The 23,604-nt window shown below is 44.7% G+C and carries 21 protein-coding genes; 3 read left to right on the top strand and 18 right to left on the bottom strand.

Features of this window, described 5'->3' with window-relative positions; genetic code table 11:
* Nucleotides 1–22 precede the first annotated feature (22 nt).
* From H1230_RS14935 to H1230_RS14905, 7 genes are all read right to left on the bottom strand, one after another.
* A complete protein-coding gene (locus H1230_RS14935; RefSeq protein ID WP_239716593.1) occupies nucleotides 23–1,033 on the bottom strand; it encodes a 2-oxoacid:acceptor oxidoreductase family protein in 1,011 nt (336 codons plus the stop codon).
* Nucleotides 1,034–1,444: 411 nt separating this feature from the next.
* Nucleotides 1,445–2,974 (bottom strand): nicotinate phosphoribosyltransferase, encoded by a 1,530-nt coding sequence (locus tag H1230_RS14930; RefSeq protein ID WP_275591227.1) that lies wholly within the window; start codon nucleotides 2,972–2,974, stop codon nucleotides 1,445–1,447.
* A complete protein-coding gene (locus H1230_RS14925; protein ID WP_239716591.1) occupies nucleotides 2,926–3,459 on the bottom strand; it encodes a cysteine hydrolase family protein in 534 nt (177 codons plus the stop codon). The genes H1230_RS14930 and H1230_RS14925 overlap by 49 nt, the downstream gene beginning before the upstream one ends.
* Nucleotides 3,460–3,478: 19 nt before the next feature.
* On the bottom strand, nucleotides 3,479–4,249 hold the full coding sequence (locus tag H1230_RS14920) for an NUDIX domain-containing protein (protein WP_481857146.1): 771 nt from the start codon (nucleotides 4,247–4,249) through the stop codon (nucleotides 3,479–3,481).
* A 162-nt stretch (nucleotides 4,250–4,411) separates the two neighbouring features.
* Complete coding sequence (locus H1230_RS14915) at nucleotides 4,412–4,828, bottom strand: YlbF/YmcA family competence regulator (RefSeq protein WP_239717338.1); 417 nt, start codon at nucleotides 4,826–4,828, stop codon at nucleotides 4,412–4,414.
* Nucleotides 4,829–4,891: 63 nt separating this feature from the next.
* Nucleotides 4,892–6,478, bottom strand: coding sequence for a tRNA (N6-isopentenyl adenosine(37)-C2)-methylthiotransferase MiaB (gene miaB, locus H1230_RS14910; RefSeq protein WP_239716589.1), 1,587 nt, complete (start codon nucleotides 6,476–6,478; stop codon nucleotides 4,892–4,894).
* A gap of 252 nt (nucleotides 6,479–6,730) precedes the next feature.
* Nucleotides 6,731–7,501: a hypothetical protein gene (locus H1230_RS14905; protein WP_239716587.1), complete on the bottom strand. Its 771-nt coding sequence runs from the start codon at nucleotides 7,499–7,501 to the stop codon at nucleotides 6,731–6,733.
* Nucleotides 7,502–7,660: 159 nt separating this feature from the next.
* Between H1230_RS14905 and H1230_RS14900 the strand changes: the two genes are divergently transcribed.
* Nucleotides 7,661–8,692, top strand: coding sequence for an alpha/beta fold hydrolase (locus tag H1230_RS14900; RefSeq protein ID WP_239716585.1), 1,032 nt, complete (start codon nucleotides 7,661–7,663; stop codon nucleotides 8,690–8,692).
* A 41-nt stretch (nucleotides 8,693–8,733) separates the two neighbouring features.
* On the opposite strand, the gene H1230_RS14895 is transcribed toward H1230_RS14900, so the two are convergent.
* Both H1230_RS14895 and H1230_RS31400 read right to left on the bottom strand, forming a co-directional pair.
* Nucleotides 8,734–9,618 (bottom strand): IS3 family transposase, encoded by an 885-nt coding sequence (locus H1230_RS14895; RefSeq protein ID WP_239714765.1) that lies wholly within the window; start codon nucleotides 9,616–9,618, stop codon nucleotides 8,734–8,736.
* 44 nt (nucleotides 9,619–9,662) lie between these two features.
* On the bottom strand, nucleotides 9,663–9,989 hold the full coding sequence (locus tag H1230_RS31400) for a transposase (RefSeq protein WP_275591143.1): 327 nt from the start codon (nucleotides 9,987–9,989) through the stop codon (nucleotides 9,663–9,665).
* A gap of 100 nt (nucleotides 9,990–10,089) precedes the next feature.
* Between H1230_RS31400 and H1230_RS14880 the strand changes: the two genes are divergently transcribed.
* Nucleotides 10,090–10,650, top strand: coding sequence for a tetratricopeptide repeat protein (locus tag H1230_RS14880; protein ID WP_239716583.1), 561 nt, complete (start codon nucleotides 10,090–10,092; stop codon nucleotides 10,648–10,650).
* A gap of 226 nt (nucleotides 10,651–10,876) precedes the next feature.
* Here H1230_RS14880 and H1230_RS14875 read toward each other — a convergent pair whose 3' ends face one another.
* The 5 genes from H1230_RS14875 to H1230_RS14855 all read right to left on the bottom strand — a co-directional run bounded on the left by H1230_RS14875 (nucleotide 10,877) and on the right by H1230_RS14855 (nucleotide 17,217).
* Nucleotides 10,877–11,971 carry an NADH:flavin oxidoreductase gene (locus H1230_RS14875; RefSeq protein WP_239716581.1) on the bottom strand — a complete coding sequence of 365 codons (1,095 nt, stop codon included), beginning with the start codon at nucleotides 11,969–11,971 and terminating at the stop codon, nucleotides 10,877–10,879.
* Nucleotides 11,972–12,142: 171 nt separating this feature from the next.
* Nucleotides 12,143–12,988, bottom strand: coding sequence for a rhamnulose-1-phosphate aldolase (gene rhaD, locus H1230_RS14870; protein ID WP_239716579.1), 846 nt, complete (start codon nucleotides 12,986–12,988; stop codon nucleotides 12,143–12,145).
* Nucleotides 12,989–13,049: 61 nt separating this feature from the next.
* Nucleotides 13,050–14,306: an L-rhamnose isomerase gene (rhaA, locus tag H1230_RS14865; RefSeq protein WP_239716577.1), complete on the bottom strand. Its 1,257-nt coding sequence runs from the start codon at nucleotides 14,304–14,306 to the stop codon at nucleotides 13,050–13,052.
* Nucleotides 14,307–14,331: 25 nt separating this feature from the next.
* Nucleotides 14,332–15,807: a rhamnulokinase gene (rhaB, locus tag H1230_RS14860; RefSeq protein ID WP_239716575.1), complete on the bottom strand. Its 1,476-nt coding sequence runs from the start codon at nucleotides 15,805–15,807 to the stop codon at nucleotides 14,332–14,334.
* Nucleotides 15,808–16,065: 258 nt separating this feature from the next.
* Nucleotides 16,066–17,217, bottom strand: a complete 1,152-nt coding sequence (locus tag H1230_RS14855) for an iron-containing alcohol dehydrogenase (protein WP_239716572.1) — start codon at nucleotides 17,215–17,217, stop codon at nucleotides 16,066–16,068.
* Nucleotides 17,218–17,585: 368 nt separating this feature from the next.
* Between H1230_RS14855 and H1230_RS14850 the strand changes: the two genes are divergently transcribed.
* Complete coding sequence (locus tag H1230_RS14850) at nucleotides 17,586–18,341, top strand: DeoR/GlpR family DNA-binding transcription regulator (protein WP_239716570.1); 756 nt, start codon at nucleotides 17,586–17,588, stop codon at nucleotides 18,339–18,341.
* 128 nt (nucleotides 18,342–18,469) lie between these two features.
* On the opposite strand, the gene H1230_RS14845 is transcribed toward H1230_RS14850, so the two are convergent.
* The 4 genes from H1230_RS14845 to H1230_RS14830 all read right to left on the bottom strand — a co-directional run bounded on the left by H1230_RS14845 (nucleotide 18,470) and on the right by H1230_RS14830 (nucleotide 23,596).
* Entirely contained in the window at nucleotides 18,470–18,910 is a 441-nt protein-coding gene (locus H1230_RS14845) for a DUF6557 family protein (RefSeq protein ID WP_239716568.1), read from the bottom strand.
* A gap of 34 nt (nucleotides 18,911–18,944) precedes the next feature.
* Nucleotides 18,945–19,562 carry a DUF3885 domain-containing protein gene (locus H1230_RS14840; RefSeq protein WP_239716566.1) on the bottom strand — a complete coding sequence of 206 codons (618 nt, stop codon included), beginning with the start codon at nucleotides 19,560–19,562 and terminating at the stop codon, nucleotides 18,945–18,947.
* A 217-nt stretch (nucleotides 19,563–19,779) separates the two neighbouring features.
* Complete coding sequence (locus H1230_RS14835) at nucleotides 19,780–20,388, bottom strand: class I SAM-dependent methyltransferase (RefSeq protein ID WP_239716564.1); 609 nt, start codon at nucleotides 20,386–20,388, stop codon at nucleotides 19,780–19,782.
* A gap of 112 nt (nucleotides 20,389–20,500) precedes the next feature.
* Nucleotides 20,501–23,596, bottom strand: coding sequence for an efflux RND transporter permease subunit (locus H1230_RS14830; RefSeq protein ID WP_239716562.1), 3,096 nt, complete (start codon nucleotides 23,594–23,596; stop codon nucleotides 20,501–20,503).
* Nucleotides 23,597–23,604: the final 8 nt, after the last annotated feature.

Here is a 23,604-nt window from a genome sequence, read left to right as displayed (position 1 = left end):
TGTTCCACCTTTCTTCCCAATATTAAGACTGTGTAATAAGATCAAACAAATGATGCACGGTATGACTGTCAGCGTAGCCTTCATGTTCACGCTGACTTGCCAGGGCCGAAGTTGGGCAAGCTTCCACGCATTTTAGGCAGCCTTTACAATATTGGTAATCGATGCCCTGGAGGTACATTTGCGACCGGCCTTTCTTATCAATCCGTTCTTCCCACACAAAACACATATCTGGACAAACCGTGTCGCATTGCGCGCAGTTAATACAAGACTCTTGCTCGTAGGTTGGCAGCATTCCGGAACGGGAAATGCTTAGGTTCTTTAAGAAACTGTTCCCCGGATTGATAATGACGCCACCAATCGGCTGTGTATCATATCCAAGTGCCGAAATATCGGAACGGACATACTGCGGCATGCTTTCACCTGCTGGAAGCTCGAAATGCAGAAACTTCACTTCATTAAATCCACGATCAAAAGTAGTAATGGCTGACTGCACAGCTTGCGGATATTTCTTGCCAAGCGACTTCTCGATAACTTCCTTCATAATATCCGGATCAAGAAAATCACACATCCGGAACAACGCGCCCAACATGGCCATGTTTACACGATTCTTCTCCTTCAGTGCAATGCTTGTAGCATCAATAACAGCTATTGTACCTGCCTTCATATTCAATAACACTTTCAGTTCCTCAGGCGATTTGTTTGAATTGATCAGCACGGTGCTGTCTGCATAGATACCGCTAGTCACGTTTACGGTCTTCGCCAACGATTCATGAAATATTCCAACTACATGAGGACGTTCTACTGGAGTGGTGTCGCGGATATGTGTGTTCATATCACAGAAGCGAATATGCGCCTTAACAGCAGAACCTTTCTTCTCCGAACCATAAGATGAGAAGCTTACCCCATTCATTCCGGCACCGACAACGCCCGCTTCAGCAAGCATTTTTCCAGCCAGGTTTGCTCCCAGGCCCCCTATTGATTCCAGACGAATCTCGAAAAATCCGAGCTCGTTTACTTTTGGCAACTGTACCACCGACATAGCCCCTTTCAAAATGTCATTTTAAATAACATACTTTGACTTTTTCAACGATTGTAACTTGAATTTGCAGGTAAGGAAGTGACAAATCTTGCATTCTCTACCCTTTGGGAATCACAATTTTTTATAGATTTCAATCGATTTCTTTATATGCGACAGAGCTGCGTTACTTTAATAGAAGATAATCTGCCACAAAAACAACACAATGTGAAAATTGTGTGAAAACTATACGAAAACCGATGTTTTCATAGGTTATCATAGAGTTATCTGCAAACTTAATTTAACAATTATTTAAAAATTAAGATGTTAATTTTGTCACAGTAAACATGATAAAAATCACACTAAAGAGACGCTCCTGAATAACACAGGAGCGCCTCTTGGTTTCTATATTTATTTCATGTCCATTATCTATTCTATGTCAGGTTCCATATGCTGAGCCAGCAACTGTTGCTTGCGAGTCCATACCTGCTGGCTAAGGTTCACCCGGTAAACCTCGGGATTCAGCTTACGCAGATACTCTGGCCAGAACAAGTCCAGCTGTTCCTTGTGATAGCGACGAATTTCACTGAGATCTGGCAACGAATACACCTGAAATCCATTGACGTAAATCGGTTCCAGCATCGCGAGCGCCTCATAGCGGTCGACACGCTTTTGCATATAAGGATGCAGCGGATTAAACAGCTTCAGCTTTGCTCCGCTTCGCGGTGCAGCCTCTTCAGGGAAGCTGATATAATCAGCCAGCGCTTTGCCGTTGGTGCCAATAATGCGAAAGACATCTTTTTTGCCTGGAGTAGATACCTTCTCCGGGTTGGAGGAAATCTTGATCGTTGGCACCATTTCACCGCTAGCTGATTCAATTTCCACTAGCTTATAGACTCCTCCTAGTGACGGTTGATCGGAAGCAGTTATGAGCTGAGTTCCAACGCCCCATGTATCTATAGCTGCTCCTTGCAGCTTCAGATCCATAATTGTATTCTCATCCAGATCATTGGAAGCCACTATCTTGACATACTGTAGCCCAGCCTCATCTAGCATCTTCCGCGCCTGCCGCGATAAATAGGCCAAGTCACCGCTGTCCAGACGAATGGCATTCATCCGTTTGCCCTGCGCTTCCAGCTTCTTTGCGGTAATAATCGCATTCGGAACGCCGCTGCGCAATGTATCAAAGGTATCTACCAGCAGCGTAACCAAATCCGGCATTACCTTGGCATAGGCGTCAAACGCCTCAAGTTCGCTATCGAAGCTCTGAACCCAGGAATGCGCATGCGTACCTTTGGTAGGGATGCCGAACAATTTGCCGGCAAGCATATTCGAGGTTGCGTCGAAGCCGCCGATATAGGTCGCACGGGCACCCCACACCGCCGCATCCGCTTCCTGTGCACGCCGGGTACCAAATTCAAGCAGAATATCATTTGGAGCCACCTGCTTGATCCGGGAAGCTTTGGTAGCAATCAGCGTCTGGTAATTCATAAAGTTCAGAATTGCCGTCTCCACCAGCTGTGCTTCCATAATCGTGCCTTCAACACGAATCAACGGTTCATCAGGGAAGACCAGAGCCCCTTCTTTCATAGAATGGATGGTCCCTTGGAAATGGAACTGCAGCAGCTCCTCCAGAAAAGCAGGTGCGTAGTTCTCCTCCTGCTCCGATAAGTAGCGGATATCATCCTCACTAAAGCGTAAGGACCCAATATAGCCGATGATGCGCTCCAAACCCGCGAACACGGCAAAACCGTTGCCAAACGGCAGCTTGCGGAAGTAAGCCTCGAACACAGCCTTGCGTTTGTGGGTTCCGTTCACCCAATGGGCATACATCATGTTGATCTGATATTTATCAGTATGTAGAGCAAGTTCTCTTCTCAAGTCCTCATCTCCTAGTTGCTGTGTTGCGCCTACACAATCCTTGCTCCCAGACTGTTCTGGAAGTGTCCAAGTGCCCATGTATGACCTTCGGCGTTAAAGCTGGCTACAGCATCCTTGTGAATGGTGATAGCAAAACCTTGGTTATAAGCGTCAACTGCTGTGTGCAGCACACAGATATCTGTACAGACACCGCAAAGATGCAGTTCAGTGATGCCCCGCTCCCGCAGCTTTAATTCCAAATCAGTGCCGCTAAATGCACTATACCGGGTCTTGTCCATCCAATAGATGGATTCGCGGTTATCCTCAAAAACCTTATTCAAGCTTCCGTACAGCTCACGGCCTCTGCTGCCCCGTAGATTATGAGGTGGAAACAGCTTGCTCTCCGGATGGTAGGCGTCATTCTCTTCATGGAGATCTACAGCCATAACGACATAATCACCTTGCTGTACAAATTCTGCTGTCAATTGAGCTATCCTAGGTTCAATTTCAATGCCCGGCTGTCCGACCGGCAGACTTCCATCCACAAAATCATTCGTAAAATCAATCACGATCAATGCTTTCATGTGTTGAACCCCCTAAAAACTAAGTATAGATAGATAACAAAGGCTCGTGGTCTGTGAACATGTACAGCTGAGCCGGACGCTGTGAGTACTGGTTGGAGCTGAGCGAATTGCCCGCTTCATCATTCACTTCTACTAATATACCCTGGCGGCTGCGGGTTGAAGTGATTTTGCGAATAAAGTTAGGTTCCTTGAATTCAGGCACTACCGTCTGGATAACCTGATATAGCTCGCTAAGCGTAAAATGCTGAGGTAGAAACTGTCTCGCAATCGTTGTCTGCAGCATTTGCTGTTGAATACGCAAGTAGGCGTCTGTAATGATATTATGATGATCGAATGCTAATTCCAGCTCCTCAAGCGCTTCCTGCAGAGTGAATAAACCGACTTCGCCTGCATCATCGGACGCCTGTCTTTGCTCTAGCATCCACTCTTCAACCAACGCGAAGAAGGCGTGGCTGATGATCCAACCGCGGGGATCGCGGCCCGGTGTGCTATAGACTCCAAGATATTCCAAATGCCCGCCGTTCACACCCGTTTCTTCTTTTAGCTCACGGGTTGCTGCATCGTATATGGATTCATCCTCCTGACAAAACCCACCCGGTAAAGCCCACATCCCGGCATAAGGCCATTTCTTCCGTCTGATCAGCATTACTTTTAATTCACGCAGAGGCAGTGTCTTGGTAACCGTCTTCCGCTCGCGTTTAGTTAATGTAAACATAACAATATCAGCCGGAACACCATCCGGCGTGCGGTACTTTTTGGCGTTATAGGTTTGTTCCCCGTCTTCGCTCACTATAGATCCATCCTTTGCCGCAGCTTTAGTTTACTATTCGTATCTTTAAATGTACCAAACTTGAACTGATAAAATCAACTACCCTATGTAACAATTTTACATCATTCGGTCAAATTTAAAAATAAAGGAGCGGATTTATATCCGCCCCTGATCTATTCTAAGTTAATCGCCGCATGTGGACGGAGGTGCTTCAGTGCCGGCTTCCACATTTATTTTTTCCGAAACCGTATCTCTGATTACAGAAATAACGAGCTGCAGCAGATAATTGATATCGGTCTGGCTTTGCTGAAATTCGTTCACCACGGGAATCCCGTCGATCTCATCCTGCAGCACCTCGATCTCGCCTTCGATCTTGGCTACCATGGCTTTATTCTTGAAGCTTTCGAAGGCCACAATCTCCTTCTGTTTCTTCTTAATTGTCGCGATCAGTCCCTGTACCCGTTCATGGTTATTGACTTTTAACTCAGCCTGCTGAAAATGCCGCACTTCCTCACTGGTTGAGATCAAGGAAGCTAGCTCTTTCGCCTTGCCCATAATATCCTCGCGGACGATTAGATCACGGGTATTGTGGGACTGCATTCCATATTCATTCAGATGCTGTTCCTTCTGGCTCACTGCTCACACGCCCCTTTTCGTATATGATTAATGGATCACTGCAGCTTCGACTACACGATCGCCTTTAATGTACCAAGTCTTGGTATCTGTAATTCTCACCTGCACAAAGGTGCCGATAAGCTCCTTCGTACCTTCAAAATGCACGAGCTTGTTCGTGCGGGAACGACCGGAAAGCATGTCAGAGTTGTTCTTACTCTCACCCTCTACCAGAACCTCAACGACCTCGCCCAGCATCCCGTCATTAATGATCCGACTATTCTCTTTAATCAGACTATTCAGCCTTTGCAGACGTTCGCTCTTAACCTCCATCGGCACATTATCCTCCATGGCCGCTGCAGGGGTGCCCTCGCGTGGAGAATAAATGAACGTGTAAGCCATATCATACCCTACCTCGCGAACGAGCGATAGCGTCTCCTCGAACTGTTCTTCCGTTTCACCGGGGAAGCCGACAATGATATCGGTAGACAACACAGCGCCAGGTACATTAGCCTTGATCTTGCGAACAAGCTCCTGATAAGCTTCACGGGTATATTTGCGGCTCATTTTCTTCAATATAGCTGTGCTCCCGGATTGAACGGGCAGATGGATATGCTCCACCAGATTGCCACCTTTGCCAAGCACTTGAACCAATTTATCATCAAAGTCACGGGGATGTGAGGTCATGAAGCGGATGCGCGGAATATCAATTAGCCGCATGTCATCCATCAGATCACCGAATGTATAATCGATATCAGTAAAATCCTTGCCATAGGCGTTCACATTTTGCCCCAGCAAAGTCACTTCCTTAAAGCCTTGACGGGCAAGCTCCCGCACCTCGGCAATGACATCCTCCGGACGACGGCTGCGCTCCTTGCCACGTGTGAACGGTACAATACAGTAGGTACAGAACTTGTCGCAGCCGTACATAATGTTTACCCAAGCACGCATGCCCTCACGCTTCTTCGGCAAGTTCTCAATAATGTCGCCTTCCTTGGACCATACCTCCACGACCAGCTCTTTGCTGAACAAAGCTTCCTTGATCAACTGCGGCAGGCGGTGAATGTTATGCGTACCGAAGATCATATCCACGAAGCTGTGCTTTTGCATAATCCGGTTCACAACGCCTTCTTCCTGCGACATGCAGCCACAGATGCCGAGCAATAACCCTGGTTTCTCGATCTTCAGTACTTTAAGGTGACCGAGCTCGCCGAACACCTTATCCTCAGCGTTCTCACGAATCGCGCAGGTATTAAGCAAAATAATATCCGCCAGATTGCGGTCAGGGGTGCTGCTATAGCCCATCTGCTCCAGCAGGCCCTTCATTGTTTCCGTGTCATGCTCATTCATTTGGCAGCCATAGGTGGTGATATGGTAGAATTTATTCTCCCCAATATCAACCATATCAGCCGGAATCTCAAAGTCATAATGCACTTCAATATCTTCCTTGCCCCGTCGTTTGCCTTCCTTATAGTCAGGCTGGCTGTTAATCTGTACGTTTCTGCCTTTAATCCGGTAAGTGGTCTTACCTTCAGTTTCACTGATCAGCTTGGCATCACTGAAATCGAAATATTGTGCGTAATCTTTGGCACCCTTGCCGGATTTTAAGTCCGGTGAGTTATTGTTCCCCTTTGTCATGCTGCTCACGTCCTCTATTGATAAACAATTATTTTTATTCTGCTAATTTAAAATTATAACATAACTAACCTAAACCGATCTATCCACAAATAAAATAAGCCTATTTTCATATGTATTTCATTTTTCCCGACGAAGAGGCTGTCCCATAAGTAGATTTCCCTACAAATGAGAACAGCCATTTCTCTACTTATTGGTGACTGGCTACTTCTTTCCCCAGTCAGTCACTGCTTGTCCTTAATATTATTCTAATAGTTAATGGTTATACAAACAATTTTCAGAAATTTGAATAGTACTATTTAGTATGTAAGGAAGTGAAACTGCTTCCTTCCTCGTATCACATAGGATACCTGCTATATTATCGCTTTGCTGGAGCTCTTGTTTATTCTGCTCGTAGAGCTTCTCCGCTTCTTTAAATAACAAATAATCCCCCGAACGGGTCGCCAGCAATAGCAGTTTATCAGCATGGCGGCGGAGCTTCTCATAGGCAGGCAAGATTTGTCCGTTCTTTCGCAGCTCAGCCGCATCTTCAAGCGCTTCTTCCGTTTTTAACAGTTCCATATGCTTTTCTACAATAAAGGAGCTTGAATCTCTCAGAACACTAGTATGATGTGTGTGCTCCAGACCCAGCTTTATTACCGAAAGCTCTCGAATACGTTCTCCGAATGGTTGTTTATATTGCCATTGCAGCCAGATAGCTTCATGTTTACCTGCAGGCATAGCAGCCATTGTAAATTCCAATCCAATGTATTTACGCTGTCCGGAAAGTATCTTGCCAAGCTTGAAAGACACTGACTGCCCTTCTCTCGTTTCGATGCTACAACCATGGCATTTACATAACTTCACATGAGGTTCAAACCAGATTCTCAGCTCAATTTCAGACGCTGCTACTTTATGACTATTTTTTCGGCATTGTTCTGCAGTCTTAATCCCTTTCCACTCAACAAGAAGAGCTACGTCCTTTACTCCCCCCGCACAAATACGCTCATGGCTCCATGTAAATTGGGGCTGAATACTTTCTTGCATATTAATCCAGCTCTCCTTTCACCATTCATTAATTAGAATTAAATTGATTCTTTAATTACTTTAGCAAAGGCTCGCTACACTTCCATTACATAATCCCAAAAATTATATATAATGATATTAGGTACAAAGTAACACTAACTCTACAAAGGGGTAAAAAAAATGCCGTATATTCTAAAAGATAATATTCGAATCTATTATGAATATGAACCTGCAAGTAATCTCATAGATTCAACTGAATCTCTTGTTCTAATCCATGGGGTTGGTTTCGATTTAAGAGGTTGGGATTTAATTGTTCCTTATATGACAACTGATTATAACGTTCTGAGGTATGATTTTAGAGGACATGGTTTAACTGATAGAGGTGTTGAGACGTTAAATGACAAGACATTCGTGGATGATTTAATATGCCTTTTAACTCATTTGCAGATAGATAAATTTCATTTTGTAGCTCATGGAGCTGGCTCAGTACTCGCTCTTTTCTATACCGACAGATATCCCAGTCGAGTACAATCAAGTGTGTTTGTATCTCTTCCATTATTCAATTCTTCGGATACTGCCCATAAGTACACCTCATATCGAAAAGATTTGAATATACATAATTCAATAGAAGCTATTGCTGCTCATGTTATTCCCAATGTCACACTATATCCAAGCAACTCTTCTGAAATGATTAAGTTGTATGAGGCTTTTTCAAAAGTAACTATTGATGTTTACTTCGAAATATTAGATTTCTACATTTCTGTGCATGATAAAATTGTAGGAATCTTCAAAGAAAATGTCATCCCTACTCTTTTATTAACAGGTGAACAAGACAATATGTTCCCTACATTCTTATCTTCCTTAACAGCCTCATCAAACCCAAATTGTCGATACATGACTATTTATAATTCATCCAACATGGTTTTTTATGACCAGCCTTTGGAATCCTTTAAACAAATCAATCATTTTTTTAACAATAAAATGGAGCAAAGAATACCTGTTGACCCACTTTTAAAAGACTTGCATTCTAATTTCTTGGATATGTTAAACGAGCCAAAGATAAAGAACTCACCCACTCGGCTGGAGGTAAATTTAATAAATCAGTTCCAAGTTTTTGTTGACAATGTTCAAATTATTAGTGGTTGGGGAAGAAGAAATCGGTTGAACACCCTTATGCTGGACACTGCACCCCTTAACCAGATGCTTTCATAAAATAACTCGAATTTGCTCTTCTTTCCTTCGATTTCTGCATTTTAGACCTTGATTTCTTTAGGTTTTACCAAGTTTTTCTGTAGGGCATCGATATATTCGTAGGGAGATAGGTCGTAAATACTCCCATGAATCCGTTGCTGATTATAGTCCTGAATAAACTGCGTAACGATCTCGTAGGTCTCAGGATACGACTCGAATTCATGCCTTTGATAACATTCCGCCTCCAAAATAGAATGGAAAGATTCGATGTGCGCATTCTTATTTGGCGTTCGTGGAGGAATTCGTTCATGAGTGATTCCAAACGTTTCACAAGCTTCTTCAAACCGGTGACTGATGAACTGTGGACCATTATCAGAGCGGATGAACGGCTTCTCTTCCTTGGGCTTATCAAATAGCTGACGCTTCATCAGGGCTTCCTGTGTAATCTGAACCAGATGCCTCGCTTCACAAGTTAAGCCGAGGTGATACGAAATAATGGCACGATCGAATACGTCTAAGATGCACATTATGAAGAAAAACCGACGCTCACCCGCCATCCAGCCATACTTTATATCCGTCTCCCACAACTGATTAGAGCCCGTAATCACACGGTTGTTTGCGAGTCTTCGGGGATGTTTCAGTTTCAACTCACGCTGCGGACGCAAGACATTCAACTGCGTACACAGCCTGTAGATTTTCTTCTTGTTAATCACAAGTTGGTGGCGTCTTTTTAGAAGAACGGTCAGCTTGCGGTACCCAAACGAGGCTCCCTCACCCGCCAAGAACTCCATAAGCCATTCACAGATTTCTTCGTCGCTCACGCGAGTTCCAGTGGTGGTATACGAGTATCCGGGTGCAGGACGCCCTACCCTTTGAATCGGATTCTGTGCCGTTTCTTTGACATGGGCATAGTACGTTGAGCGTTCGACTTCGAGTACACGGAGCACCAGGCTAATTGAATGTCCTTTATCGATATATTTACGAGCAATTTCTATTTTATCCGTAAGTTTGGGTTCGTTTTTTTTAGTAGGTCTTTGAGAATTTCCCTTTCGAGGGCTTGTTCCGCGAGTAGCTTCTTCAGTTTTTCATTCTCATGCTCAAGCTGTTTAAAATCTTCAGCCGTGGGGATAAACTGGGCTTGTCTTTTGCTCGTACCGTCTAACTGATCTACATCTTTACGATTCAGATCTCTTGCCCATCGTAATACCATCTTGGGATCTAGTTCATGCTGTCTAGCAACCGCTGTAAAGTTCCCAATCTCTTTCCCTTTTCGAACGATTTCCCGCTTGAAATTCAGATCATATTGTACACGCTTCATAACGTTCCCCTCCGTCTACTATTGTATTTGAATAAGGGGTGTACTGTCCAAATCTTCTAGGGGGCTAAATAGAAATGCCAAGGAACTATTAACTTATTTGTTGTTCCATCCCAACGTTACACGTGATCAAATTTGTGAAGAATTATGGGGAGACATAGATAACACCAAAGCTAGAAATCAATTAAGAGTATGTCTTTCTCATTTAACACAATTGTTAAATAATAAAGAAACCAAGATATTATTTGTTGAAAAAAAACAAATCTCTTTATCTGATGAGGTTCAATGTGATTTATTAATCCTTTTGCAAAAAATCAAAAAAGCAATTGAAGAAAAGAACAATAAAATCAAAGAAGAAATAATTAGCGAATTGTTTTTCAATTTAGACCAAAATATTTTCAGGAATTTAAATGAAGACTGGAATTTGCATATTCGTATAAAAATAGAGATTCAACTGATTGAATTAGCTAACAACATGTCTGAACTCCTTATTGCTCAGGGAAAGCTTTTAGACGCTATTTCCTATTTGAAATTTGTATTAATTTTTAACCCCGAGGAATATAGCACTTATATGCAGATTTCTCACTTATATGAACGTAATCATCAAAATGCCGAAGCGCAAAAATGGAGAGTGGAATCAGAAAGATTGATATTTAATTCATAAAAAAACGGTAGAAGAGAAGATACTATTGAGTTTATTTTTAATACTAGCAAATGCGCGTTACACTTTCATTACAGTTTCTGACCCTAACACCCCTCTTGATCCTTTTATACTGCAACTTCCAAGTTAAATGGGACAAATGGCTCGTAAACCTCATAAAAAAAGAGCTATCCACCAAGCAGATTCGCCTGGGGACAGCTCTTTCCCTTAAGATATTCGTTGATTACGCTCAGTACAACGTTTGGGTCGACTCGGGAGTAAACGGAAGAATCTCTTCTGTTCTGCCGCTCTGAACCTTTGCAGGCCATTCGGGATCGATGATCAGTGCTCTGCCTACTGCGACAAGATCAAATTCCTCTTTCTCCAGCATCTCCACCAGACGATCAAGATTATCCTCTTCATTTTTATCGGGAACTGCGGATACAAACTCGCTGTTCATGCCGACGGAGCCAACGGTGATGCTTGGTTTGCCTGTTATTTTCTTCGTCCAGCCGGCCAGATTCAGCTCGGAGCCTTCGAATTCGGGCAGCCAGAAGCGGCGTGTGGAGCAATGGAAAATATCTACGCCAGCATTGCTGAGCGGTGCCAGGAAACGGGTTAGCTCTTCTGGATTCCGCGCCAGCTTGGCGGAGTAATCGCCCGCTTTCCACTGTGAGAAGCGCAGCACGATCGGGAAGTCCGGTCCGACTGCACGGCGGCAGGCGTCAACGATCTCCACAGCAAACGTAGTACGCGCTTCCATATCGCCACCGTAACGGTCTGTGCGTTGGTTTGTTTTTTCCCAAAAGAATTGATCGATTAAATAACCATGCGCACCATGCAGTTCGATACCGTCAAAGCCGATTCGCTTGGCATCTGCAGCCGCTTGTGCGAAAGCAGTGATGATCCCCTGAATTTCATCCTCAGTCATAGGTTCAGTAACCTGTTCCCCAGCCAGATTCAAACCGGAAGGTCCGATGGGCAGAGCCTCTGCATTCGGCAATGCGCCTATGGAACGAGCCATTCCAACATGCCATAGCTGCGGAATAATCTTGCCGCCTGCTGCGTGGACTTCTTTAACCACCTGTGCCCAGCCCTTCAAGGCTTCTTCCCCATGGAAAGTAGGAATGTTCGGACTTGTGACAGCCGATGGATGATTAATCGCTGTTCCCTCTGTAACGATCAGCCCAACCCCACCTTCCGCCCGGCGGCGGTAATAAGCAGCAACATCACTGCCGGGAACTCCGTTAGGGGAAAATCCCCGTGTCATTGGTGCCATCACAATCCGGTTAGAAAGGCTAAGATTGCCTGCCTGAAAAGGTGTAAATAATATTTCTGTATTCATAAATTGGCCTCCGTGTCATAATTTGATTACTTTAAGTAAGTCTTATTATCGCTCTGTTTAGGATCATTTGCAAATTGAGAAATAACAAAAAAGCCGGACATAGCAGTTAAGTCTGCCGATGCCCGGCTTGCACCGAGAAGAATAGGGATGAATTCAAGCTAAATATATAAATTAGACGTTCAGAATCCCAGCCTTAGGCGTAACATTAAAAGCTTTCGCCAAATCTACCAGCTGTTGGTCAGTGATTTTTTGTTTGATCTCTCTGCCACCGATCAGGTTATAGACAATCGCTGCTTTCTCTACCGTTTCAACCAAACCGAAAGTTGAATCCATAGTTGATCCTGTGCCGAAGATACCATGCTGCGGCCAGATCACTACACGGTGATCTTTCATTTTCTTAGCGGTTTCGCGGCCAATTTCGCTGCTGCCCGGAACGATCCAAGGAATGACACTAACGCCATCTGGGAATACAACTAGGCATTCGGTGCACATTTCCCAGAGTGTCTTGGTGAACTTCAGTTCATCCAGATCATGAGTGAAGGTCATAGCGATAACATTGGTTGCATGTGTATGCAGCACGATACGGTGTGTTGGATCAACCTTTAAACGTTCGATGTGGCTCATGAAATGGGAAGCCAGTTCACTTGTTGGCACAGCTCCGTTACGCAGACCCCACAGCACTTCTACACTCTCGCCGTTTTTGCTGACTCGAAGTACACCCATATTAGCTTCTGGGTCTTTGATCACATTTCTAAAATATTTGCCGGAACCCGTTACGATGAAATATTTGCCGGCCAATTCCGCTACCGGAAATGTCAGGTTAATGACACGCAGTGGCTCCAGAATGTTGATATACTTGGCAACCTCTTCTTCATCCAGCAGGTAGCTGACGTTACCGCCGTTCAGCTCATCCCAGCCCAGTTCCCACATGTGGCGGGTAATTTCGGCCATTTCCTGAATAAACGGTGCTTCAATGCTGGCAATATAACCTTTGGATTCAATCACGGATGTACTCATTTCGTATCTCTCCTTTTATAGGTGCAACTCCATATCCTTGTGTAGCCCTCTATAGATCTTCTTATCTTGCTGACAGCACTTCCTGCTCATAGCTCTTCACATCAGCCAGCCATTGCTCGCGTACCGGTGTATTTTGCTTTGCGCAGTAATAATCCCAGATCGCACCAAATGGATAGGATTTGAATTCTTCGACTAACGCCAGACGAGAGGTATAATCTCCTTCTAACTCGATCTGCTTAAGCACGGCAATCGGCTCCAGCATTGCGCGCAGCAGCGCCTTAATCGTATTGCGTGTGCCAATGACCCAAGCCGCGATATGATTGATGCTGCCATCGAAGAAATCGAGACCGATATTGGTGCGGGAGAGCAAATCACCACGTACGAGTTCACGCGCAATTTCCAGCAATTCATCATCCATTGTAACTACATGATCGCTATCCCAACGCACAGGTCTGCTAACATGCAGCAACAGTTGCTCGCTGAACATGAGAATGGAGGACAGTTTATTGGAGATGACTTCTGTGGGATGGAAATGTCCGGCATCCAGGCAGATCGCTACGCCACGTGTCATTCCATAACCCATATAGAATTCATGCGATCCGACTACATAACTCTCTGAACCTAGGCCAAACAGCTTACTCTCTACAGCATCAATGTTGTATTGCGGATCAATTCGCTCGCTAAAAATCTCATCCAGCGATTCCTTCAGACGAACTCTTGGAGATAGGCGATCAACTGGAGTATCCTTGTACCCATCCGGAATCCAGAAATTAGTTACACACGGCTGTCCCAGTTCCCGGCCGAAATGTTCGGCGATTTTGCGGGAAGCTTTGCAGTGGGTAATCCAGAAATTGCGGATTTCCTCATCGGCATGGCTTAAAGTGAAGCCGTCCGCCGCTTTCGGATGAGAGAAGCAGGTTGGGTTGAAATCAAGCCCCAGTCCCTGTTCTTTAGCCCATTCAACCCATGAAGCAAAATGACGTGGTTCTAATTCGTCCAAGTCTACCACTTCATCTGTGTCTGCATAGATTGCATGTAAATTCACTTTGTGTTTACCAGGGATCAGCGATAATGCCTTCTCTAAATCTTGCCGCAGCTCATCCGGTGTACCTGCACGACCTGGATAGCTGCCGGTTACAGCAATTCCACCACTCAGTGCTTTATCCTTGAAAAGAAAGCCATTTACATCGTCACCCTGCCAGCAATGCAGGGAAATTTTGATCTGTGCTAGCTTTTCCAATACTTCATCAACGTTGATTCCGTGTGCTTCGTACAGTTTTTTGGCTTCGTTATAGCTGTTGATTATGCTCTGATCCATGCTGCTACCTCCTAAAAGTTTGTGCTTATATAGTTTCGCTTACTGGACCTGGATGAAGCGCCTCCCAGAGGCTGAGAATCTCTGCTAGTTGTGGAATTGGCCGTGGTACGTAGGATTTAATCTCAAAAGAGTTCCTGATAATCGTTCTGGCTTCCGTAATATTCGAAATATTACCGGCTCTGATAATCTGTACTGCCAGGTTGCCAAGCGCAGTCGATTCCACGGGTCCAGCCAGTACCTCTCTGCCAATAATATCGGCAGTCAGCTGGCAGAGCAGTTCGTTGTTGGCACCACCCCCGCCGATTTGCAGTACTTCAATTGCTGTTCCAGTTAGTACTTCCAGTTCCAACAGATAAGTAAAATAGGATAAGGCCAAACTGTCAAAAATACAGCGCGCCAGCTGCCCTATCGACTCAGGCACGGGCTGTCCGCTTTCCACGCAAGATTTACGAATCTCCTCAATCATGTTGTCCGGATTCAAAAAGCGCGGGTCATTGCATGGAATAAGGCTGCGGAACGCGTCCGCTTCTCCGGCAAGCTCAGCTAACTTCGCGAAGCTGTAACGATCACCGTCCAGTCGGCGTACCTCCTGAATGAGCCATAACCCCATAATGTTCTTGAGAAAGCGGTAGGTACCGAAGGCCCCCCACTCATTGGTATAGTTGGCTTCCATGGCTTGTTTATTGTTAATCGGCTGACTCAGCTCCACACCAAGTAATGACCACGTCCCGCTACTGATATAGGCCGATGATTTATCGCTTGCAAGGGGAATGCCAAGTACAGCTGATGCTGTGTCATGCGTAGCTGCACAGATCAGCAGACATTCTTCTGGGAGATCATATTGTTGGACAAGTGGCTGGCTTATAAAACCAAGCACCTCACCCGGTTCAGTCAATGCAGCGAACTGCTCTCGTCTGAGATGCAGCAGCTTCAGCAAATCCTCATCAAAATCACGAGTGGCCAAGTTTAGCAGCTGTGACGTAGACGCATTAGTTATCTCATTGATCTTGCGGCCGCACAGCCTATAGTAGAGGTAATCAGGTACAAGCAGAATTTGGTCTGCCTGCGCCAACTCCTCCGGGTTATGAGCGTACAGCTGGTATAACGTATTGAAGGTAAGCTGCTGTATCCCTGTCTTCTCATACACGATAGCGGGGGAAATATGCTTGGCTACCTCTTCCATCATTTGCTCCGTACGGCGGTCGCGGTAAGCGTAGACCTCCTGGATGCGGTTGCCTTCCGCATCCAGAAGCACATAATCTACAGCCCAGGTATCAATTCCCAAGGTACATTTATGGATGCCTTTGGCTTTCGCTTTCTGCAGGCCGACTATAATCTGTTCGAATAAATAATCAATGTCCCAGAAGCAGGAACCAGCCCGCTCTGAGAAAGCATTACTGAACCTGTGAATCTCCTCCAGGGAGAGCGTCCCATCATCGAGTGTTCCGAGCACAAGCCGCCCGCTGGAGGCGCCGATATCGACGGCGATATGATTGTTCATAGGGAATCTCCTTATTCAATGGAATGAAATTTATGGCTCAAAACCAAAATCAGCGGTTGACCTGTTGTGAGTATAGCCGCTACGGTTCGGAGGGTTCTTACGATCGCTGTTAAAGCCCGATTTCCTGATTGAACAATGAATATAGGGTGAAATCGGGCTTTAAAGGCGACCCCTTCGTTTCTCCAGAATCCCTCCGACCCTCCGCTCAATCCGCACGTTTAGTCAACCTCTGATTTTTAGATAGAGCCAAATTTATTGCTAAAGGATTTTTTTGAACATGGCAATAGCTTCATCTTTAGTAGGGATAAACGGATTTCCAGGAGCGCAGGCATCTTTCATTGCATTCTCAGCAAGCAGGTCCAGATCAACCTCGTTCACACCCAGCTCCGATAATTTGGACGGAATACCAACTTCCTTGGACAACGCCTTGATCGATTCGATGACAAAATCCGCGCATTCCTTGTCGCTTTTGCCTAATACATCGAAGCCAATCACCTTGGCAATGGATCTGAATTTCTCGGGTACGTATTTGGCGTTCTCTTCTTCCACAATCGGCAGCAGCATGGCGTTACAGACCCCATGTGGCAAGTCATACACACCACCAAGCTGATGCGCCATGGCATGTACATAACCAAGTCCAGCATTGTTAAACGCCAGGCCACCCAAGAAGATCGCATAGACCATTTGCTCGCGGGCTTCAATGTCATGGCCATTCTTTACGGTGCGGGCCAGATTGCCAAAAATCAGTTCGACTGCCGCCAGTGCCGTAGCATCGGTTACCGGATAAGCACCCGGAGTTACCAATGCTTCAATTGCATGTGTCAGGGCGTCCATACCGGTTGCTGCCGTAAGCGCGGCTGGTTTATCTACCATTAACTCAGGATCATTAACTGAAATGGTAGCAATGCTATTCTTATCAACCATAACCATCTTCACTTTGCGTTCTTCATCTGTAATTACATAGTTAATCGTCACTTCACTGGAAGTTCCAGCTGTTGTATTTACGGCCACGATGGGCAGCGATTTATGTTTGGATTTGTGTACGCCTTCGTATTCAGCAATATGACCGCCGTTCGTGGCGATAATACCGATGGCCTTAGCCGTATCCTGCGGTGAGCCGCCACCAATGGAGATTAGATAATCACAGTTATGCGCTTTGAGAAAATCCACGCCGTCATGAACATTTTTACAGGTTGGGTTAGGTTTCACTTCATCATAAACGACGTATTCAACATGCGCTGCATCCAGAACGGCCAGCAACTTACCGGCGATCCCGCTACTCACTAGAAATTTGTCGGTTACAACGAGCGCCTTCTTCAATTGTAGTTCTTGAATGAAAGGACCAATTTCCTGCAAACAGCCTTTGCCCATAATGTTGATCGATGGCACATAATACACATGAGTACTCATTGCTTGACCAGCCTCCTGATAATTTTGCTGAGAAACCTATTAATTTCCATGCTCCTGTCCTGCTCTGCAAGCTAGGGTGTAACCTTCCGGCTGCAGCATTTCAGGCTGGCCTCTGAATCTTTCACAGCTGGCCGGCTCTGGTATCCCTTAAAAAAGCATGCATTTTCAAAGGACCTTATGTACACTTCCATCGTAGCTTCCTAAATCTTTGTTGTCAACAAATAAAATATTAATAATGTTGTATTCATTTGTTTACTGTCTGTTTTGTGAAGATTATAATAAAATAGATGTTGATTCTGTTTGATTTGTTGCAAAACACAGATATACAGGGCTATGATTAAGAAATATGACTCGGAAAGGTGATTACTATGCTGGCAGCCGAAAGACGCAAGAAGATCATAGATCTGGTTCATCAGGATAAACGGGTGCTCGTCTCCGATTTAAGCCGTATGTTTGAGGTGACAGAAGAAACCATCCGCCGGGATCTGGAGAAATTGGAGAAGGATGGTATTCTGAGCCGCACCTATGGAGGGGCGATGCTGAATCGTCACACGAATGAGGATTTGCCTTTTGTGACACGCAACGCTCTGAATACAGATATCAAACGCAATATTGCGCTCAAAGCGCTCGATTTAATTAATGACGGAGACACCCTGATGGTCGATCCTAGCTCCACTGCTTTTGAATTTCTGAAGTTACTGGGCAACAAAAACAACCTGACGATCATTACGAACTCGATCAATATTTTGCATGAATTCGCGAATTCCGGTCTAAATATCATTTCGTCCGGCGGATCGCTGCGTTACCGCTCTCTGTCGCTGGTCGGTCCGATCGCCCATGAAACCATCGAGCGCTATAATGTAGATACAGCTGTCATTAGCTGCAAAGGGATTGATATGGAGCGTGGTATCACCGATTCCAACGAGCCCGAATGTGAGCTCAAAAAATATATGCTGCGCCAAGCCAGCAAGGTTGTACTGCTCGCCGATCATACCAAGTTCGACAAAACCGCTTTTACGAAGCTGGTTGAGTTGAACAGAATTGACGTGCTGATCACTGACCGCAAACCTTCTGACGCCTGGATAAAACGACTGAAAGAGGACAATATTGAGGTAATGTATTAAAGGAATAGAAATAGGCCGTCTCCTATTTAATTAGGAAGCGGCCTATTTAAAGATTAATCTCCGGTCAAATCATGATTAGAACTAGCACGATATTCACCGCAGAGAATGAAACTTATCCACTCAGTGAATCATACTTGATCAAAATCCCTTTCATCATCAAAACCGAATAATAAGTTCATTTCCCAAAGACAATGGGCGATAAAACTTTCATTAGACATACTTTGAAGGGTATCATTATCCACGAAAAATCCTAGCCATGAAGAAAATTTACTAGAAACTAAAGAGTAAATATTCCCTTCGTCTTCACAACCGCTTACATCAAAATAAAGTAATTCATTATCTTCGTCGAAAATGTGAATCCACTCAGGTTCTCCATCAGCATCATCTTTAAAGGCACAGATGGAAATGTACATATTTTTCTCATTTTTTAGTGGTGCCAGTAATTTTAGGCGTTCGTAAAACATCTCGTATTCCTCATCAGGTATTGTCATATCGGGATGATGAATAACCATCTTTTTCCATACCTTATCAAAGGATGTGTTGATTATTAAATCCTTGAATGTTAGCATTTTATTTCAACCTCCATTCGTAACTTATTAGTCTTCATTCGCCAAAAATACTGTTAAAGTACTCTCTCCAATAATCTACGAGCCAAGTGTTGTGCTTTATATAAATTGGTTTAAGTATTTCTTTATCCTTGGAACAGACTATACATCCTCTGTCATCATACATATTAAACACCAGATCCTTTTCAATATTCACAAAATAAATGGATTGACCGATTGACGGTTCTTTTCCCTGTTCATAATGACATATTCCTTTTAATATTTCCTTGTATGGAAAAGAAGAAATTAATCCATTCAGTATTCTCACTTTATATTCATGTTGAATCTGAATCTTAATTCCTTCATCATCTTCGTCTTCCTCTAACTCGAACAGAGTGTCATCTTCGAATTTGTGCCCCTTAAGTAAATCGTAAACATAATTAGGAGTTGTATTGCCAAACATAATGTCTTCCTTAGTCTCCCAATCCTTTATATAAATATATATAGCAGACTCTTGTTCAAATACCTCCTCGAATAAGGTGTTCACCCGATATATAACCTGATTTATTCTTGCATGTGTTCCATTCTCATAAGGTTCACCTAATTCAAATCTAAGATGTACATCCTTCCGCTCCAAAAAGAAATTGTTCATGTATTCAATTAGTTGTCTCTTCAAGGCGTCCCCAACTCTATCATTTATTTTTTTCAGTTGCTCATTATAGATTATGCCACTGGGATTATCTGGGTCAAGTAACAAGCGTTCAATGGCTAATTTAGATTTTGAGCCAGATAACTATAAAAAAATAACCCTGCCGACATCCGGCAGGGTCAAACTATATTATAAGGGGGGTATGTGTTTACTATAATCCTCCTAGCTTAAGCCAGAATGAAGATTATATAAAGATTACCTTAAGCTGCTGCTTGGCATAAGCTGAAGTCTTCTTCCGGCAAATATAAACGATGGCAGGCGGGAAATTCAGTGGCACGTACTGGATGCTCAAGATATCGAAATGCTGCTGCAACTCTCTCTTCATCCTAGGAAAGAAATATTCAAAGGCTATAAACCAGCCTTCCTCCTTCAAAGAGGCCGTAATCTGCTCCATAAACTGGACGCGGCCCAACATTGAGAAATTGCGGTAAGATAGACTGCTAACAATACAGTCCAGTTTCTCAAGGTTGCTGTTATGCAACGCAAGCCGCAGCCGTAAGCAATCGTTAAATAGCCTATATCCAGGATAGCGAAGGTGTAATTGACGGCGAAGATCAGGGTCCTTCTCAAAAAGTAGGACGTTCGTGCGCTCCGTAGTCTCAGCACTCAAATATTTGGTAATGGCTCCCGTACCTGCTCCCAGCTCGGCAATATTAAACAGCTCATTCCATGGTAACGGAGTGATTATCGCTCGAGCTAACCAGCGCGAACTTGGAGTCATACTGCCGAATTGCCGGGGTGAACGCAGAAATTTATACAGGAACAGAAGTCTGTCGCGAATTCCGTTACGCATAAGATTCCCCCTTCAGTTAGCGTGGCTTATACTCTAATCTAAACTATGTTGACAGAGTATAAGCCGTTCCCGTTTACATTCACACTGTAGATAAAACTGGATTGTTTTCTCTTTAAAAATTCTCCGTAACCTTCACTTTACGCTTCTTCCAAACCAGTTCGTATAGTACAGGTACAACAATGAGAGTCAGCAGTGTTGAAGAGAATAAACCACCGATGACTGTGACTGCCAAACCACCAGAAATCAAGCTTGTTGAGGAGCCGGACAAGGCCAGCGGCAACAAAGCCAGCATTGTCGCAAGTGCAGTCATCAGGATAGGTCTGAGACGAGTGGTGCTGGCTTCCACAATGGCTTCAGTAATGGGTTGTCCTGATTTGCGGTTCTTCTCAACACGGTCCAGCAGCACCACAGCATTGGTTACGACGATACCTACCAGCATCAGCATCCCGATCATTGAGCTCATGGACAAAGCTTGACCTGTTATCAATAATGCTCCCAGTGAACCAACTGGGATGAACACCAGTGAGGACAAGATAATCAGCGGTGTAACCACACCACCGAAGGTGAAGCTCATAACCAGAAATACGAGACCCACAGCCACGGCCATAGCAATTCCCAGATTCGTAAAGCCCTCTGTTATCATGGCTAAACCACCACCATAATTAATCTCTACATCCTTAGGCAAAGTAAGACTTCCTATGTCTGCTTTGACGGCTTTCGTCACAGCAGCAGTATCTTCACCCTTGACGGTACCGCTAACCTGGGCATACGTCTTGCCTTCGCTATGATTAACGGTTACTAGCGCATCCTCAACCGTCACATCTGCCACATCACTTAGCGTTCTCATTCCGCCAGCTGTTGGCAGCTGTATCCCTTTCAATTCATCCAGAGAAGTAATCTTTTGCTGATAAGATAACACAATCGCTCTTGTCTGATTGTCCAGCTTGAAAGTACCAGCGTTAACCGGTTTTAGCTGTTCGGTAACGGCCTGCATAAGGGCGAATGGGCTAATCTTCTCGTCGATCCCCTTCTGATTCAGCGTCAATTCCCATTTCGGCGTTACTTCATTCATGTTATTGGTAACATCTTTTAGATCAACACTTTGTTTCATTAAGGCTTCAACCTGTTTAGCAGCCTTCGAGAGATCATCTATATTATCCGAATACAGACTAACATCAATATTATTGCCTGATGGCAAGCCCTGCTGTTCCCCTTCTTTGACAGCTACTGTTGTCCCAGAGACACTCGCCTCTACAAGGGCTGGGAGCGTTGCTTTCGCTTTATCAATGATTCCGTCCATGTCTGTTCCATCGGCAAATTGTACTGTAACCGCTGCCTGGTTTCCACCACCGGAGGATCTAAAGGGATTATCGGCAGAACCACCAATGGAGACCTGGTAATTGTTCACACCCTCAAGCTTGCTTATATATTTCTCCACTTCCTGGCTGACCTTGTTGCTCTGCTCCAGCCCGCTGCCTGCTGGCAGTGTCAAGTTAATCGAAGCTGTTGGCAAAGAGTCAGCAGGGAGGAATGCCACACCAATTAGCGGTATGGTACTGAGTGAGCCGACAAGCAGCACAAGAGCTAGGCTTATAACGAGCCATTTGCGCTTCAAGGCTGCATAAATAATCCGGGCGTAATATCCCGTGAGTTTACTTTCCTTCTTGTGCGGCTTAACGTTATTGAAGAACGCGGCCCCAAGTACCGGTATAAGCATTACTGCTACTAGCAGACTGGTCACAATGGAAATAACAACAGCTAAAGAGAAGGGGCGGAAGAACTCCCCGATAATGCCGCTGACAAAAGCCAGCGGAGCAAATACAACAACCGTGGCGAGGGTTGAGGAAAAAACCGGACTGATAACTTCTTTCGTAGCCCGATAGGCTAATTCCTTGCCCTTAAGGGTATTGCCTTTTTCCTGGCGCCATCTATATATATTCTCGATAACGACGATACTGTCATCGACTATACGTCCAATCGAGACTGCGATCCCGCCTAGCGTCATAATATTCAGGGTATAGCCCAACTGATTCATCACAGCCATAGTAGCAAAGATGGAAATCGGTAAGGATAGAATTGAAATGAATGTCGCACGCACATTGCGCAAGAAGAGGAAGATGATAATGATGCAGAATAAGGCTCCATATAGCCCTTCCCGAATGAGCGAGGATACGGATGCTTTAATCTCCTCCCCCTGATTCATAATGACATGCACTTCCAAATTGTCATCTTTATAGGAATCTAGTTGGCTCTGCACTGCATCGGCAACATCAGCGGTGTTGGCATCCTGATTCTTGATGACTTCCAGCACATAGCTTGGTTCACCATTAAAGCGGGTGATCTCATCAGCTGTAGAGACCGTCGTTATCGTCGCTAGATCGGAGAGTTTAATAGCTGCAGCTGCCGAAATTTGTGGTACTGAGGCTGAAGTACCTGCTCCCGCAGGGGATTTCATCCCACCGCCAGCTGCTGTAGAGCTTAGTGGTAAATCCTGGATCTGCTGCAGGGTAGAAACAGAGCCAGAGAGTCGAATAGGAATGGTGATTTGATTCTCACTGACAGATCCTAACGGAAGCGCATAGTTCAAGCCCTGCAAAGCACTTTGAATCGTACTTAGAGTTATGCCTAAACTGGCGGCCTTTTCCTTATCCACAACAATTTGTAGTTTATCGCTGGAAATGCCCTTCAGCGCAACCGAGCTGACTCCGTTCAGCTTCTGCAGGGAAGGAACGATTTCCTCCACTAGCTTCTTGCTAAGAGCCTGCGAATCGTTATTACCAGAGAATAAAGCCGCCTGATAAATGGGCGACGCTCCAGCTGACAGACGGCGAAGTGTTACGTTCGCGTTCTCTGGCAAATTCAGTTTGGCCAACAAGGCTTCGATATCTGCGGATAGCTTATCCATATCAGAGCCAAACGGATATTGAATGGAGATACTTGCGGCATTCTCGGACGTTGTGCTAGTAAAAGAATCATAACCGGTCATTGCTTTTAAACTGTCTTCAATGGGCTTTGTAACACCTGTTTCTATTTCCTCTGTGGAAGCTCCAGGGTCGACAACCTGAATAAATACTGCCGGAAATTCAATGTCCGGGAAGGTTTGCTGCTTAATCTGTGTGGCGGAGAACGCACCATAACCCAGAATAAGGGCAAATAAAATTATAACTGCTACCGAATTTTTCAAACTTAATTTACTTAGAAAGCTCATGCTCTTTC

It is taken from the genome of Paenibacillus sp. 19GGS1-52 (assembly GCF_022369515.1).
In the GTDB taxonomy this organism is placed as follows: Bacteria; Bacillota; Bacilli; order Paenibacillales; family Paenibacillaceae; genus Paenibacillus_AQ.
Note: the sequence above shows the minus strand (reverse complement) of the source record. Positions and strands in the feature narration are given on the sequence as shown.

Coding starts and splice junctions, on each gene's coding strand:
- H1230_RS14930 (WP_275591227.1), bottom strand. CDS start 2,974: ATGGGCACTTGGACACTTCCAGAACAGTCTGGGAGCAAGGATTGTGTA.
- H1230_RS14925 (WP_239716591.1), bottom strand. CDS start 3,459: ATGAAAGCATTGATCGTGATTGATTTTACGAATGATTTTGTGGATGGA.
- H1230_RS14915 (WP_239717338.1), bottom strand. CDS start 4,828: ATGCAGTCCCACAATACCCGTGATCTAATCGTCCGCGAGGATATTATG.
- miaB (WP_239716589.1), bottom strand. CDS start 6,478: ATGACAAAGGGGAACAATAACTCACCGGACTTAAAATCCGGCAAGGGT.
- H1230_RS14905 (WP_239716587.1), bottom strand. CDS start 7,501: ATGCAAGAAAGTATTCAGCCCCAATTTACATGGAGCCATGAGCGTATT.
- H1230_RS14900 (WP_239716585.1), top strand. CDS start 7,661: ATGCCGTATATTCTAAAAGATAATATTCGAATCTATTATGAATATGAA.
- H1230_RS31400 (WP_275591143.1), bottom strand. CDS start 9,989: ATGAAGCGTGTACAATATGATCTGAATTTCAAGCGGGAAATCGTTCGA.
- H1230_RS14875 (WP_239716581.1), bottom strand. CDS start 11,971: ATGAATACAGAAATATTATTTACACCTTTTCAGGCAGGCAATCTTAGC.
- rhaD (WP_239716579.1), bottom strand. CDS start 12,988: ATGAGTACATCCGTGATTGAATCCAAAGGTTATATTGCCAGCATTGAA.
- rhaA (WP_239716577.1), bottom strand. CDS start 14,306: ATGGATCAGAGCATAATCAACAGCTATAACGAAGCCAAAAAACTGTAC.
- rhaB (WP_239716575.1), bottom strand. CDS start 15,807: ATGAACAATCATATCGCCGTCGATATCGGCGCCTCCAGCGGGCGGCTT.
- H1230_RS14855 (WP_239716572.1), bottom strand. CDS start 17,217: ATGAGTACTCATGTGTATTATGTGCCATCGATCAACATTATGGGCAAA.
- H1230_RS14850 (WP_239716570.1), top strand. CDS start 17,586: ATGCTGGCAGCCGAAAGACGCAAGAAGATCATAGATCTGGTTCATCAG.
- H1230_RS14845 (WP_239716568.1), bottom strand. CDS start 18,910: ATGCTAACATTCAAGGATTTAATAATCAACACATCCTTTGATAAGGTA.
- H1230_RS14835 (WP_239716564.1), bottom strand. CDS start 20,388: ATGCGTAACGGAATTCGCGACAGACTTCTGTTCCTGTATAAATTTCTG.
- H1230_RS14830 (WP_239716562.1), bottom strand. CDS start 23,596: ATGAGCTTTCTAAGTAAATTAAGTTTGAAAAATTCGGTAGCAGTTATA.